Here is a 14,511-nt window from a genome sequence, read left to right on the forward strand (position 1 = left end):
CCTTTTTTTCTGAGATTCAAATTGTATGTAAACTTCTTTTATTTTCGCTGCTCACCTGCCTTTTTGGGGAAAGGAATATTTCCCTGGGGATTGGAATTTTCGAACGAAAATCCCGTCTCTAGAGGCGTGACGCTCTAAAAGCCATACCTTTAGTACAGCCCATAGAAGAGAGCATTTCAATATACAACAAAAGTATTATATTTAACTCCTATGAAAACGAAGACTTCCGCTCCTATTTCGAAACAGATTCTTTTAAAAGCCTACACGCATATGATGATGGCCAAATCCATGGCCGACCATTACGAAGAGAATAGAGCCCTCTGCCCTTATGTGCACTCTACTTCTCGAGGCCATGAGGCCGTGCAACTCGCCACAGCCTATCTTCTCACCAAAGACGATTGGGTTTCTCCTTACTATCGAGACGAGAGTCTATTGCTAGGGATGGGATTTACTCCCTACGAGCTCATGCTTCAATTGCTGGCTAAAAAAGAGGATCCTTTTTCAGGAGGAAGATCTTACTATTCTCATCCTTCGAGCCGAAGCGAGGAAATGCCTAAAATGATTCATCAAAGTTCTGCCACAGGCATGCAGGCAATTCCCACCACAGGAGTTGCGCAAGGACTTAAATACATAAAAAACCAAAAGCTAAAAACCTTTGAGAAGAATCCTATCGTCGTTTGCTCCCTTGGGGACAATTCAGTCACAGAAGGAGAAGTCTCCGAGGCCTTTCAGTTTGCCGCTTTGCACCAACTTCCCATTCTTTTTTTAGTACAGGATAACGATTGGGGTATCTCCGTCACGGGCAAAGAAGCCCGCACCGCAGATGCCTATGAATTCACAAGTGGATTTACCGGTCTTGAACGTTTACGCATTGATGGAACTAATTTCATTGAGGCCTTTGAGGGCATGGAAAAAGCTTTTTCCATTGTACGTGATCAGCAAAAACCCGTGGTGGTTTGCGCAAAAACAGTTCTTATTGGCCACCATACTTCGGGCGTAAGACGAGAGTTTTACCGCGATGAAGAGGACCTTTACGAACACCGAAAAAAGGATCCAGGCGTTCTATTAAGAAACAATCTATTAGAATATGGCGTTTCAGAATCGTCGCTCGAATCGATTGAAAAAGAGTCCAAAAGAGAAATAGAACTTAGTTTTGAAAGAGCTCTCCAAGCTCCGGATCCAGATCCGAAAAGCGTGATGGACCATGTCTTTGCCCCGACTCCCATTTTGGAAGAAAAGGGAATCAGAGTTCCAGAAGGAGCCAAAGAAAAGATTGTCATGGTGGATGCAGCGATCCATGCCATTCAAGAAATCATGTACGCACATCCGGAAGCCCTACTCTATGGACAAGACGTAGGCAAACGAATTGGTGGGGTCTTTAGAGAGGCCGTTACCTTAGGAAATAAATTTGGAGATGAGCGCGTTTTCAACACCGCCATTCAAGAGGCCTATATTATAGGCTCCACGGTCGGAATGAGCGCCGTCGGACTTAAACCGATTGTGGAAGTCCAATTTGCAGATTACCTTTATCCAGGTCTTAATCAGCTCATCACAGAAATTTCAAAATCTTCTTACCTCTCGATGGGGAAATTTCCGATCTCTGCGCTCATCCGGGTCCCTATCGGCGCCTACGGAGGAGGAGGCCCCTACCACAGTGGAAGCATTGAAAGCATCTTAGCCACCATCAAGGGAATCAAGATTGCCTACCCAAGCAACGCGGCTGATTTTAAAGGACTTCTAAAGGCTGCTTATTACGATCCTAACCCGGTTCTCATGCTCGAGCACAAAGGACTCTACTGGTCGAAAGTTCCAGGAACAGAAGAAGCGAAAACCATTGAACCCGATTCAGACTATATCTTGCCCTTTGGAAAAGCCAGTCAGATTCTTTTAGCAGACCAAGAGCAAATCGATAAAGGACGCACCCTTGTGGTAGTCACCTACGGAATGGGCGTTTACTGGGCCAAGCAGGCCGCAAAAGCCTTTGAGAACCGAATTGAAATCATTGATCTACGAACCCTCGTTCCTTTAGACGAAGCTCTTGTTTTTGAGCGCGTATCGATTCATGGAAAATGCCTTGTACTCAGTGAGGAAGCGGTAACCAATTCCTTTGCTCAGGCCTTTAGTAGTCGAATTGCCCACCACTGTTTCTTCCAATTGGATTTGCCTGTGGAAACTTTAGGAGCAAAAGACACACCGGCGGTCCCTATCAATGTCGTACTTGAAAAAGAAATGCTCCCTACGGCCGAAAAAGTAGAAGCAAAAATAAGAGAAATGCTCTCTCATTAAGAGCCTCTATAAGAAAAAGGAAAGTAGGCTATTGCCGTTTTTTTACAATAAAAATAATCCTAATTTTTAGTCCTGTTCAAGGGTTAAAAATTAGGATTTTTATGTTTCTAGAAGTTTTTCTTCTAAGATTCTACTGCAGGCGTTTTATGGAAACTGAGCGATTCGATCTGCGCTTTACTCTGTTCTAATTCCACAAAGAGTTTCTCTTTAAGGGAAGAGAAATAAGAGGTCTTTTCAAACAAAGCTTTGTAGTACTCAATTCCACCAAGAAGGTTTTCTTTGAACGCTTTCCACTTCTTTTCAAGAGCAGGACTCACTACTTTCGTTTTCTCGATCTCCGATCGGAAATACTTTAAGTACTCGTCAAGCTCTTTTATAAAAACATGGGGTCTGTTTTCATGGTTTTCCACAGAAGGACCGCCATAAATATGACGCATCATTTCATTTAGGCTTACTTCTTTTGAAAAGTAAGCAATGTTCGGTCCAGGACAAACCACAACCCCTTGCTTTTGGCCTTTGACCGGAATCCCTAATTCTAGCTGTGCAGAACTCGATAACCCTACACAGAGGCAGGCTTTCTCAGTAATGCTTTCTCTTTCCTCTTGGTACTCCCTCGCGTCTAATTGCGCTTTTTTCTCCTCCAATTCCTGAAGTCGCCGGTCTTGGTATTTTTTAGAGGCCGTGCAAATCCCCTCTGCTTCTTCATAGGCCTTGCTTAGGGCTAAGTATTTTTTAGGGCAAGAGCTTCCCGCTTTGTTCTCCTGAATTCTTTTGTTTTTAAAATACTCATTGCTCGTGCCTCGAATCGTATTGAATGGAACCCCTAAAGGAGAAATATCACTTAAGTACAAATCTTCTTCTTTTGCTCTTGCAAGAAGTTCGCGCGTTTCCGAGTCTACGGAAGTGGCCTCGGGAACTAAAAGAAAAGGAGATCCCCATCCCACACTATCGACCTTGTAATGATCTCGTAAAAACGCATGCTCAGTACCAGTTCCAACACCGCCTTGTACCGTAATGGAAAGTGTCGGCAAGACTGTAGGCACGGTTTTCCCTTTTTGCTCTAAGGCAGCGGCCAAAAGAGCAAAGGCAGTCTTTTCAAGTTCTTCCTTCTTTGATCTAAATTCTTCAAGAATAGGCCCCATGAGAAGTCCTTGCGTGGCAAAGGCGTGCCCTCCACAATTAAGTCCCGATTCAATGCGGTATTCAGAAACCCAAAGACCTTTTTTGGCTAAGAATTGCCCTTGCACCATAGCGGAGCGAAAATCACTCACTTTAAGGACAATCTTCTTGTGAAAACTTCCATCCAAGCTTGGATAAAAAACGTCAAAATTCTCCATATAACTGTAGAGACGTGGATTCATTCCTGCGGAAAAAATCACAGAACTGCGCGTGGTACTCAGTGCAAAGCCTCGAAGAGCGGCATGCGCATCGTTATATTCTCCACTCAAAGGCTGAGAATCTTTAAAATTGTCTTTGTCCACCTTGGTCATGATATTCACATCGATGGAACCAGGGCACAAGTATTTGTTTAGGATTTCTTTTAGCTCCTTGAAATCCTGCTTTTTTTCACTGATTTTTTCGTCCAGTTTTGATTTTAGAATCGAGCTGCTTGGAAGGGTTTGCAAGAAGACTTCTAGCTCTTTTTGATTGGAGGCTAAATCTTCTTTAAACTTTTCAAATTTCTTTGTGATATTTTCATCCAAAAAATTCAAATAGGACGTAATTCGCTTTGCTCTATAGTCTTCTATTTTAGTCGAAATTGACTCGTAAGGCTGCTTGAATTTATCGCTGTAGAACCCGCGAACTTTTTCGATTAAATCATCATCCATAATCGAGATTACAGAATCAATTCCGAACTGAGCCACACGTAGTGGACTGTCAATGGTAAAAGCAAGGCCCATAACGGGAATGTGAAAATGATGTGTCTTTGAAATCGCTGTCATAAAGTATAATTAATTTTTTTTTAAATTAGTTTCGAACGGATAAAGATACTTGATTCTCCTTTCTTAAATTGTATGGGGAACATAACATTTATCATGTGATCTGCTTCCCGGAGAGAAGAGGCAGATTATGCGCCTAAAAATTTCGTCAGATTAGGGGCTCACCTGATCTCTACAAGATTTTTTTACAACTTTCAACGATATTTATGTACCTTTTCAAGATAAATGCGGTCGTAAAAAGAAGCAATTCTCGCGACCGAGAGTCCTATATACATGAACGAAACCGAAGTATTTTACGCGAAAAACCCTGCAGAATGGAGAGAATGGTTATCCAAAAATCATCTTTCAAAATCATCGGTATGGCTTGTTTTCCACTCCAAATTCTCAGAGAAAAAGTCAATCACTTGGAGAGAATCCGTCGAGGTGGCCCTTTGCTTTGGTTGGATTGACAGCAAAAAAATGAAGATAGACCCCGAAACTTCCCACCAGTTTTTCAGCCGACGAAAACCCAAAAGCACGTGGTCAAAGATCAACAAAGAAAAAGTTCACCAGCTCATTGAGAGCGGACACATGACAAAGGCCGGTTTTGAGTCCATCGAAATCGCAAAACAAAACGGTTCTTGGACCCTTTTAGACGAAGTGGAAGAACTAATCATACCCGAGGACTTAGACGAGGCCTTCAGCCTACACAAAGGTTCAAAGGATTACTTCCTAAGTCTAAGCAAGTCCGCTAGAAAAAGCATGTTGCAATGGATTGTTTTAGCAAGGCGAGCGGAAACTCGACAAAATCGCATAGACGAAATTGCCCAGCATGCAGGACAATTGAAGAAACCAAAACAATTTACTTAAGTTTTACTCTTCCTGACCTAAAACTCCTAGCCATTTACCCGGTTCGATAAACCTTTTGACACAAAAAAGCCTCCAGAACACCAATGCATTCTGAAGGCCGAAAATTAGAAAATTGATAGATTAAGGCACTAGCTTTATTGCTTCTACCTTAAAGGTGGTTTTCTCAGTTGCGGTTTTCCCATAACGGTCCGTCGCTCTCACTTCAAAACTATGAGTACCTACATTTAAGCCTTTTGGAACTCCAATGCTCCAAAGGTGGTTGGAAGGTTCTGGATTGGAAGGTCTTCTTCCCTCTTCAAGTTCAGATCTTTCATCCCACTTAAAAGTAGTGAGCATAAAGGAAGGGTCTATTTCTTTCGTAAAGTTCATAGGTTTCCACTCGCCTCCGTCAATGCTATATTCTACCTTATCCGAAGCTGATCCTGTAAAGAAATTAGCGTAGAATCTTGCCGAACTTCTGGTTTGCGTAACCACTTTCGGGGCATGAAGTTTAATGAGGAAAGATTCAGGATGCCCTGCCGCCTTGTATTGAACTTCGTATTTATTGTCTTTAATGGTGAGGTAAGAATACCCACGGTACGTTCCGTCTCTCATGATTGACATAGGAACTCCTTTTGAGTCTACCGTTCCAGAATACCAATCCCCTGAGGTCGTACCCATGTTAATCTCATGAAGCATTCCTTCTCCATCCCAGCCCTCTTCCTTACCGTAGTAAATCTGAGTTTGTTTGTGGGTGTGAGCAGACATTAGAAGTACATTTTTGAAGGGTTTCAAAGCTTTAAAGATTCTTTCTCTGTCGGTTAGTCTAAAATGATCGTCTCCTGCTCTCTCCGCTTGCATTTGAATGTGGTAAGAAACCACAATCAGAGTACTAGGATCCACGTGTTTTAGATCGTTTTCAAAAAACTGCAATTGCTCTTCTCTCAGTCCTCCCCAGTAGCCTTTTTGGTCTCTTGGATCCGGATAAAGAATGTTGTCTAAAATAACAAAATGGGCATTTGCGTAGTTGAAGGCATAATTGGCAGGACCAAAATTCTTCTCAAAAGTCTCGTCAGCCTTTGTATCGTCCGTCGCCTCGTAATTCATATCGTGGTTCCCCATGACATTGTACCAAGGCAGTTCGAGTTCCTGAACGGCAGCAATATAAGGCTGGTGAAGAGATAAGTCATCCCCTACGAGGTCTCCTAAAGTAATCCCAAAACGAGCATTCTTTTTCGCTCCTTTCACCTCCTCAATAATTCCTCTTCTGAAGTAATCTACTTCTTTCAGATTGTAAGGCTGAGGATCTCCAAAAACTAAAACGGTAAACTCATTCTCCTCCTCTGCTTTATAAAGCGGAAAATCAACTGATTTTGGAAGTTTTCCGGTGGGAGCCACACCCGCATACTTGAAGTTTGTCGGGGAACCCTCTGGTTTGAAATGGTAGTAAAATTTAGGAAGTTGATCCTTTCCTACTTTGGTTTGAAACCCTGAAGGTTTAATTACAAAAAGGGTATTGTCGCCGGTAAGCGGAAGGGAATAACGACCCGTCGCATCGGTTACACTTACGTGCTGCCCGTTGGAAACGGAAACGCCTTCAATCCCTTTTTCTTTGCGGTCTTTCAACTCGTTTCCATTGGCATCCTCAAACACGTATCCCGAAACGGAACTCTGTGCGATCACTGCGGTGCCTAGAAACAGCAGGGGTAAAATAAAACTTGTTTTCATTGGTTTGATAAAATTAATTGTTCAGGAATGTCACTTGTGACAAGATCAATTCCCATGGATTTTAATTGGGCAAAGACAGAAAGGGAGTTCACCGTCCAGGAATTGGTGCTAAGCCCTAAAGCTTTAGCCTCAGCCACCCAAGTAGGATTGGCTAAAAGCACCGCGTACGGATAGTCAAAACCATCAATCCCTTCTTCTTTTAGTGCCTTAGGAGAAAGATCTCCTTTTAAATACTGAACCTCAACAGAAGGGTCTAGTTCCTTCAGAGCTTTGCAAATGCCAAGAGAGAAAGAGATGTACTCGCTTTGCGCGGCCACTCCTACTTTCTTTACCTCCGCGAGAACCTCTTGAGCTACGATTTTCTCTAGCATAGAATCTGCGGTCGGTTTGATTTCAATCACAAGTCTAACCTTAGGATCCTTCTTCCCTACTTTCAGATACTGAGTTAATGTAGGAAGCTTTTCCCCATTGCTTAACTTGAGATTCTTAAGGTCTTTGTACAGAGTTTTTGAAATTTCATGACCCTGAATATCTGCATCATGGTTAATGACAAGCACTCCGTCCAAAGTTCTTTGGACATCAAATTCAGATCCGTACACCTTTAGCGACTGAGCCGCTTTAAGCGAGGCGATTGAATTCTGCGAGGTTTCGCTTGCTTTCCAATGACCGCGGTGCGCTACAATTCCTGTTTGCGCTTGGCACCAGCCGGCCATCAGAAGAAAGCTAAATAGGTATTTTTTCATGTTTACGGCTTGTTCCACCACATTAAGGTGTTAATATCGTCTCCGCCCATGCTTTGAACGGCCGCCTGATAGTTTGCCGGGTTCATCACTTTTGGATTGGTTGGGTACATTAAACGCTGGGGCATCTTGCCTCCGTTTAATAGACCTCCGTTGTTCGGTAGTGTTGGGAACCCCGTTCTACGGTGCTCAAACCACTGCTGATGATCGACAAAGAAAAGTGCGATGTATTTCTGCGTCATAATCTGCTCTAAAGTTCCGTTATAAGCTACTACAGGATTGTCAAAATATCCCGCTGGAAGAGTGGAATCCCACTGCTGCACTGCAGAACTTACTCCTTTTTCATAATAGGCTTTCGCATCTCCTGAAATAATGTTCTTAAGGGCAAGTTCACTTAGGGTGAACTGAAGTTCACTGTAAGGATACACAAGCACTTTCAAAGGAGCTTTGGCTAGATTCTGATTCATATTAGACGGTTGATAGTCTAAGGTAGTGCCTGGCGCATAACCCGAGGGAGCTCCTTTAAATCCGATCACTGTGTTATCACTAAGCTTTCTAGCCGATGTGAAAAACTGAGAAAGTCTTGGGTCTCCATTTTTCTCTAAGGTCTCCACGAAAAACTCTCCTGCTGCACGGTACGAAGTAAAGTCTTGCGGTCTTGGAATCGGAGGCATAAAAGGAGATACTCCAGAAAGTAACATCGCTGCAGAATCGTCATTCGATTCAAAGAGTGGATAGTCTGCCGGATTGTTTACAATCGTACGAATACGCTCATTCACATTAAGTTCCCCGTTTCTTTTTTGAATTCTATTTAAAAGACGAATAGAAAGCGAGTTTCCGAATTTCTTCCATTTCAGTACGCCTGCTGCAGACTGCTCTCCATGGTAGAACAAATCGAGTTCACCTAGAGATTTGCTCGTATCAAAAAGAAGGTTGGCCTCTTTCAAATCGTCTAACAAAGCGACATAAATGTCTTTCTGAGAATCAAACTTAGGGGTCATGATTCCTTCTTCTAAACTAAGTGCTTCCGTAAAAGGAACATCTCCAAAGGTATCCGTTAGGTTGGAATACATCCATGCCTGAAGCACCTTGGCAATGGCTACATAGTTCACATTGTTTTCAGCTGCTGCAAAAGATTCCATCTCTTTTGCCTGCTTAAGCCATTTGTAACTTGTGTTCCAATACCCACCTCCAGAGTTTTCTGTAAAATAATAGCGACTTGGCGTATTTCCTTCGTTTGGAAAAGGAAGCGCTACTTGCATAAGTTGGAAGGTAAAGTCATCCGCACGATTGTACCCGTAAGAGGCCATTTCGTATTGGAGTGGCGCTAGAAAACTTCCCGCCGTTGGGTTAATAATTTTACTAGTGTCGGTATTAATCTCGTCCATGTTTCTATCGCAGCTGCTTAAGAAAGCGAAAGAGAGAAGAACGAAACTTAATTTGATTGCTGTATTTTTCATTGTTGTATTAATGCTTTAGAATTTTACATTCAACTGAATGCCTACGGTTCTTGAAGAAGGAAGCTGTCCAATTTCAACCCCTGGAGTAATGGTGCTGTTGTCAAGCGCCGCTACTTCCGGATCAAACATTGGGAAATCGGTCCACATCCATAGATTTTTACCAAAAAGAGCGAGGGTTAAATTCTCCACTCCCATCGGCTCAGTGAGCGTTTTAGGAAGCGAGTACGAGATTCGAGCGTCCCGGAGTTTGATAAACGAAGTATCAAACGTGTTGGTCTCGATGTTCGCACGACGGTAGTAATCCCCATAGTAAGAATTAAGCGTTACTTTCTTCGTATTTGGGCTAAAAGAACCGTCTGCATTTTGCACGACTCCTTCTCCAATGATCATCCCATCTGCTGCCTCACGGCCTTTCAGGGTATGCATCAGTTTTCCTTGCTCAGACATCTTGTGGTGCGTTTGAGAGTAAGCATTTCCACCTAACTGTCCATCAAAAGAGAAACTTAGGCTAAAGTTTTTGTATTTGAACTCATTTTGAAGTCCAGCTCTCCACTCTGGAAACGCGTTGGCTACTTTCTCTATGGTAGCAGGTCTTGCGGGAAGTCCATTCTCCCCATAAATTACTTGCCCATCTGGCGTTCTCATAAGTTTATACCCGTAGAAATCTCCTAGCGATCCTCCTACAACGGCATTAAAGTAAAGTACTCCTGCCACAGTGGACATCGTGTACGGCTCTCCATTAAATTCAGGAGGAAGCGAAAGGATTTCGTTTCGGTTTAAAGACCAGTTCGCATTCACATTCCAAGTGAAATTCTTGTTACGAATTAGCGTTGCATCGAGGCTCATTTCCACACCTCTGTTGCGAATTTTCCCTCCGTTAATGATTCGGTGAGAATACCCTGATTCATAAAGTGCAGGAATCGAAAGGATTTGATTGTCTGTTAAGTTTTCGTAGAGGGTAACACTATAGTTCAAACGGTTTTTGAAGAAACCAAAATCCATCCCCGCTTCAATGTTTGTATTGTTCTCTGGCTTCAAGTTAGGATTCGGATACACACTTGGCGTATGAATACTTCCCGGAAAATCACCTACGTTGTAATACTTAGTCAGCTGGTAAGGAGATCCGTCGATTCCCACCTTCGCCCAAGAGGCGCGAAGTTTCCAGAAATTAAACCCAGAACTTCGAAAATTAAAGATATCAGAAAGGATAAAACTCGTACTTACAGAAGGGTAAAAGAAAGAACGGTTCGACTTAATTAGAGTAGAACTCCAGTCATTTCTTCCGGTTACGTCCACGAATACTTTCTGATCGTACCCTAGAGTTAAGAGTCCATAGACACTGTTTACGCGCTCATCATAAGGCTTTGGAAGTCTTGTGTTCAGCGTAATAGCATTGGATAAACTGTAATCTCCTGCTACCTTTAGTCCCTCTGCGCGGTAATCGTTCATCAAATATTCGTTGTAACGAATACTTCCTCCCACGGAAGCAGACACATCTAGTTTACCGAACTGATTCTTGTAGGTAACAAGGGCGTCCGTATTGTATTCTTGGTTCGTGATCAGTTGTTCACGGTAGAATCCTTGGCGGTAGTTTGCACTGCTGTAAGGTCTTTGTGTGGTTCTTTCTTCATTCAAATAATCCACTCCCGAACGTAGCATAAAGCTAAACTGATCATTTAGTTGATAGTCTAAACTTACATTCGCACCAATGGAGCGCTTGTCCACTCCGTTTAGCATGTGGTAAGCGATTAGATACGGGTTGTCTATATAAGAGGAGAATGGGTGAATCTGATCTAGATTTTCTTGCCCTTTCTTCCATACGGGCTTGTACCAAGCTAAATCCACGTTTGGATTTTGGAAGATCATGAAGTAAGAGATCGATTGGTTGTTATACCCCGTGGCAGGTAAATTGTCACTTTTGGTTCTGTTAAAAGAAAGCTTGGTGCTTATTTTTAAGCGATCGTTCAGCTTATGGGAAAAGGATCCTGCAAAATTGAACCGGTCAAAACCTGTGTTCGGCATCATCCACTCGTTCGATAAATACGTAAGGGAAGTTCTATAGCTTGTCTTCTCATTGGAGTTCTCAATGGAGATGCTATTAGAATAAGTAGATCCAGTTTCCCAGAAATCTTTTACGTTGTTTTTATACGGTCTCCACAGTTGAGGAGAAAGACTTTGTCCCTCGACAGTAGGATCATACTGGTAATACATCTGTCCGTCAAACTTAGGTCCAAAGGCACTGGAAGTTCCTCCTGTGCTAACTCCGTCTGGAGACGCCCCGTAGGAATAATAGAAATTTCCGTTTTTATCCTTTGCAAGGGTTCCTTGTCCGTATTCGTGTTGGAAATCCGGCCATTTTAGAACGGTATCAAACGAAGCGCTTGAATTCAGGGTCACTCTGATTTTCCCATTCTTTCCTTTTCCGGATTTCGTGGTAATCATTAAAGCACCATTCGCAGCGCGCGATCCATAAAGTGCAGCTGCTGAGGCTCCTTTTAGAACGGTTACACTTTCAATATCGTCTGGGTTAATGGAATTGAGTCCGTTCCCAAAATCAATTGGAAGGTCGCCTCCAGAACCGGCACCGTAAGCAGAGGTTCCCGATCCGGAATTCACTCTCGGTCCATCACTAAGAGGAATTCCATCCACTACAATAAGCGCGTAGTTATTGTCCATACTCATGGACTTCTCCCCACGAAGCGTGATACGAGAAGATCCCAAAGGTCCAGCTCCAGTAGTTTGAATTTTCAAACCGGCTACTTTCCCTTCCATGGACTGTGCCCAGTTGTTGTTCTGGGTTTCTTCGAAGGTCTCAGATCCGACGGTTTCCGCCACATATCCAAGAGACTTGTCTTGTCTTTTAATCCCAAGAGCGGTGACAACCACTTCTTCGATTTGTTTTTCTTTCACTGTATCGACTCGGCTTTGGGCAGCAATTTCCACAGAAATCGAACCGCTTAGTGCGAGGATTAGTAGAGTTACAATTTGTCTTTTCACTGTACATATTTATTAAGTGGCAAAAGTAGCGGCCTTGCTCCACATGGGTGTTACCTCGCCCTTAACGTTTTTTTAACAATTTATCACGTGAAAATGAACCCAATGTTTCGTCGTACCCTAAGCGCTTGAAAGGCCGACCCCTAGAAGCGTTAACAAAAGTTAATACCCTAAATCTTCGTTTATGTCTTCTAATTTTCTTATGCAATACATGGTATACAGAAGATGGTTAATTAATCCTAGAAAAAAGGCGTTCTTTAAAAGAAAGACCTTCTAGTAGAACCTTCTAAAAAAAGCGAAGAGGACAAAAGGGAATCTGAACGAAAATCAGTAATATTGCATCGGGCCAAGCGGCCCCAAAAACAATCTTTTGGCAAGTCCAAAAGAACCTAAGTTTAAGAATAGCGTATACAAGGATTTTAACCCTCTTCGATCAAAACCATGTCCGATTCCATTAAAGCCACAATCGAGTCTCTAAGAAAAGAACTACACGAGTACAATTATAATTACTATATCTTGGATTCGCCTCGAATCTCGGATTTTGAGTTTGATCAAAAATTAAAAACGCTGCAGTCTTTAGAGCTTCAGTACCCTGAGTTTGACGATCCCTCTTCCCCTACCCATCGTGTGGGAGGAAGCATCAACAAATCGTTTCCGACTGTGAGCCATGAATATCGAATGTATTCTCTGGACAACTCTTATAACGAGAAGGATTTAGAGGATTGGGCAAAGCGAGCTAGCAAAACCCTTGAGGAGCCATTAGAATTTGTGGCAGAACTAAAATACGACGGAGCCTCAATTTCTCTCTATTATGAGAATGGAAAATTAAAATCTGCAACCACTCGTGGGGATGGTTTTCAAGGAGATGAAATCACAGCGAATGTAAAAACCATATCGGACATCCCCCTCTCTTTGCGAGGGGAGTATCCAGAGCGCTTCTACATACGGGGAGAAATCTTTCTTAGCAAAGACCAATTTGCCCGGATTAATTCCCAACGCGTAGAGGAAGGTCTAGATCCCTTTATGAACCCAAGAAACTCAGCCTCGGGAAGTTTAAAGTTGCAAGACAGCTCGGAGGTGCGTAGGCGTAGACTCTCGGCTTTAATGTATCAGATTGTTGCTACAGATCCAATCGCAGAGAGTCACTCAGAACTTTTAGAAAAAGCGAATTCTTGGGGCTTTAAAACCTCATCTCATACCAAAACATGCAAAACCCTTGAGGAGGTTTGGGCCTTCATTTCCTATTGGCAAGAAGAAAAGGACAATCTCCCTTTTGAAATCGACGGGATTGTCATTAAGATAAATAGTCTTTTGCAGCAACAAGAACTAGGCTTCACGGCCAAGTCTCCGCGTTGGGCCATTGCCTACAAATTTCCATCGACTGCACAGGAAACGAAATTAGAAAAAGTGACTTACCAAGTAGGTCGTACAGGCGCGGTTACGCCCGTGGCTAATTTAGCTCCCGTCCTATTAAACGGAACGGTTGTCAAAAGAGCCTCCCTTCACAACGAAGACATTATTCGAAAACTGGATCTTCACGAGAACGACTTTGTTTTTGTCGAAAAAGGTGGAGAAATCATACCCAAGATTGTAGGGATCAATCTGGATAAGCGACCTGCAGACAGTCAGCCCATCCGGTACATCTCGCACTGTCCTGAATGCGGCACACCGCTCGAGAAAATAGAGGATCAAGCCATTCATTACTGTCCAAATGAGCTACACTGTCCCCCTCAAGTGGTAGGGAAAATGATTCATTATGTTTCAAGAAAGGCGCTCGACATAGAAAATTTAGGAAGCGAAACCATTGAGCAGCTCTACACCGCCAAGCTTATCGAAAACCCAGCCGATTTTTATGTCCTTACAAAGGAAATGATTCTTCCGCTCGAAAGAATGGCAGAGAAATCCGCTCAAAATATTTTAGAGGCTATTGAAAAATCCAAGACGGCTCCCTTTGAAAAGGTACTCTTTGGACTAGGAATCAAACACGTGGGAGAAACCGTGGCCAAGAAATTGGTAAAAGAATTCCCTTCTATCGATGCTTTAAAAGAGGCCTCTACAGAGGATCTTTTGCAAGTGGCCGACATTGGAGAAAAGATTGTGCAAAGTTTAGTAGCCTATTTTGAGAACCCAGAGAACCAACTCATCCTTGAGCGACTTAAACTCTATGGAGTTCAGCTTGAGAGCACGGGTGAAGAAAAATCCCAGCTTAGTAGCGCACTTAAAGATCAGTCGTTTCTATTCACAGGCAAACTCTCCTTATTCTCGAGAGAACAAGCAGAAAAAATGGTTGAGGACCATGGAGGCAAAAATGTTTCGTCCGTGTCAAGTAAACTAAACTATTTGATCGTCGGTGAGAAAGCGGGAAGCAAACTAAAAAAAGCAATGGATTTAAAAACGGTTCAAATTTTAGACGAGCAGCAGTTTTTAGATTTAATTGAACCTAGTGAAAGTGCTACTTCTTAGGCCGTTTAAACCTCAATTTAGAGGCCTCTTTTTTTTCACATCTCGCTAAATTTTAGTAGTTTTAGCCTTTCA

General features: G+C 42.8%; 8 protein-coding genes. 3 read left to right on the forward strand and 5 right to left on the reverse strand.

What is annotated here, in order from left to right:
• Nucleotides 1-210: 210 nt before the first annotated feature.
• Nucleotides 211-2,286 carry an alpha-ketoacid dehydrogenase subunit alpha/beta gene (locus AC3IRX_RS03445; protein WP_489211077.1) on the forward strand — a complete coding sequence of 692 codons (2,076 nt, stop codon included), beginning with the start codon at nt 211-213 and terminating at the stop codon, nt 2,284-2,286.
• A gap of 122 nt (nt 2,287-2,408) precedes the next feature.
• Here AC3IRX_RS03445 and AC3IRX_RS03450 read toward each other — a convergent pair whose 3' ends face one another.
• A complete protein-coding gene (locus AC3IRX_RS03450) occupies nt 2,409-4,229 on the reverse strand; it encodes a hypothetical protein (protein WP_489211078.1) in 1,821 nt (606 codons plus the stop codon).
• A gap of 270 nt (nt 4,230-4,499) precedes the next feature.
• On the opposite strand from AC3IRX_RS03450, the gene AC3IRX_RS03455 reads away from it, so the two are divergent.
• Nucleotides 4,500-5,075, forward strand: a complete 576-nt coding sequence (locus AC3IRX_RS03455; protein WP_489211079.1) for a YdeI/OmpD-associated family protein — start codon at nt 4,500-4,502, stop codon at nt 5,073-5,075.
• A 120-nt stretch (nt 5,076-5,195) separates the two neighbouring features.
• On the opposite strand, the gene AC3IRX_RS03460 is transcribed toward AC3IRX_RS03455, so the two are convergent.
• Genes AC3IRX_RS03460 through AC3IRX_RS03475 form a run of 4 tightly spaced genes read right to left on the reverse strand, consistent with a single transcriptional unit; the run spans nt 5,196 to nt 11,979 of the window.
• A complete protein-coding gene (locus tag AC3IRX_RS03460) occupies nt 5,196-6,782 on the reverse strand; it encodes a calcineurin-like phosphoesterase C-terminal domain-containing protein (RefSeq protein WP_489211080.1) in 1,587 nt (528 codons plus the stop codon).
• Nucleotides 6,779-7,525 (reverse strand): glycerophosphodiester phosphodiesterase family protein, encoded by a 747-nt coding sequence (locus tag AC3IRX_RS03465; protein WP_489211081.1) that lies wholly within the window; start codon nt 7,523-7,525, stop codon nt 6,779-6,781. Before AC3IRX_RS03465 ends, AC3IRX_RS03460 begins: the two co-directional genes overlap by 4 nt.
• A 2-nt stretch (nt 7,526-7,527) precedes the next feature.
• A complete protein-coding gene (locus AC3IRX_RS03470; RefSeq protein ID WP_489211082.1) occupies nt 7,528-8,982 on the reverse strand; it encodes a SusD/RagB family nutrient-binding outer membrane lipoprotein in 1,455 nt (484 codons plus the stop codon).
• Nucleotides 8,983-8,997: 15 nt separating this feature from the next.
• A complete protein-coding gene (locus tag AC3IRX_RS03475; RefSeq protein ID WP_489211083.1) occupies nt 8,998-11,979 on the reverse strand; it encodes a SusC/RagA family TonB-linked outer membrane protein in 2,982 nt (993 codons plus the stop codon).
• Between the two features lie 438 nt (nt 11,980-12,417).
• Between AC3IRX_RS03475 and ligA the strand changes: the two genes are divergently transcribed.
• Nucleotides 12,418-14,439 carry an NAD-dependent DNA ligase LigA gene (gene ligA, locus AC3IRX_RS03480; RefSeq protein WP_489211084.1) on the forward strand — a complete coding sequence of 674 codons (2,022 nt, stop codon included), beginning with the start codon at nt 12,418-12,420 and terminating at the stop codon, nt 14,437-14,439.
• Nucleotides 14,440-14,511 lie beyond the last annotated feature (72 nt).

The sequence above is a fragment of the Epilithonimonas sp. KH_059 genome, assembly GCF_057838485.1.

Coding starts and splice junctions, on each gene's coding strand:
- AC3IRX_RS03465 (WP_489211081.1), bottom strand. CDS start 7,525: ATGAAAAAATACCTATTTAGCTTTCTTCTGATGGCCGGCTGGTGCCAA.
- AC3IRX_RS03450 (WP_489211078.1), bottom strand. CDS start 4,229: ATGACAGCGATTTCAAAGACACATCATTTTCACATTCCCGTTATGGGC.
- ligA (WP_489211084.1), top strand. CDS start 12,418: ATGTCCGATTCCATTAAAGCCACAATCGAGTCTCTAAGAAAAGAACTA.
- AC3IRX_RS03460 (WP_489211080.1), bottom strand. CDS start 6,782: ATGAAAACAAGTTTTATTTTACCCCTGCTGTTTCTAGGCACCGCAGTG.
- AC3IRX_RS03455 (WP_489211079.1), top strand. CDS start 4,500: ATGAACGAAACCGAAGTATTTTACGCGAAAAACCCTGCAGAATGGAGA.
- AC3IRX_RS03445 (WP_489211077.1), top strand. CDS start 211: ATGAAAACGAAGACTTCCGCTCCTATTTCGAAACAGATTCTTTTAAAA.
- AC3IRX_RS03470 (WP_489211082.1), bottom strand. CDS start 8,982: ATGAAAAATACAGCAATCAAATTAAGTTTCGTTCTTCTCTCTTTCGCT.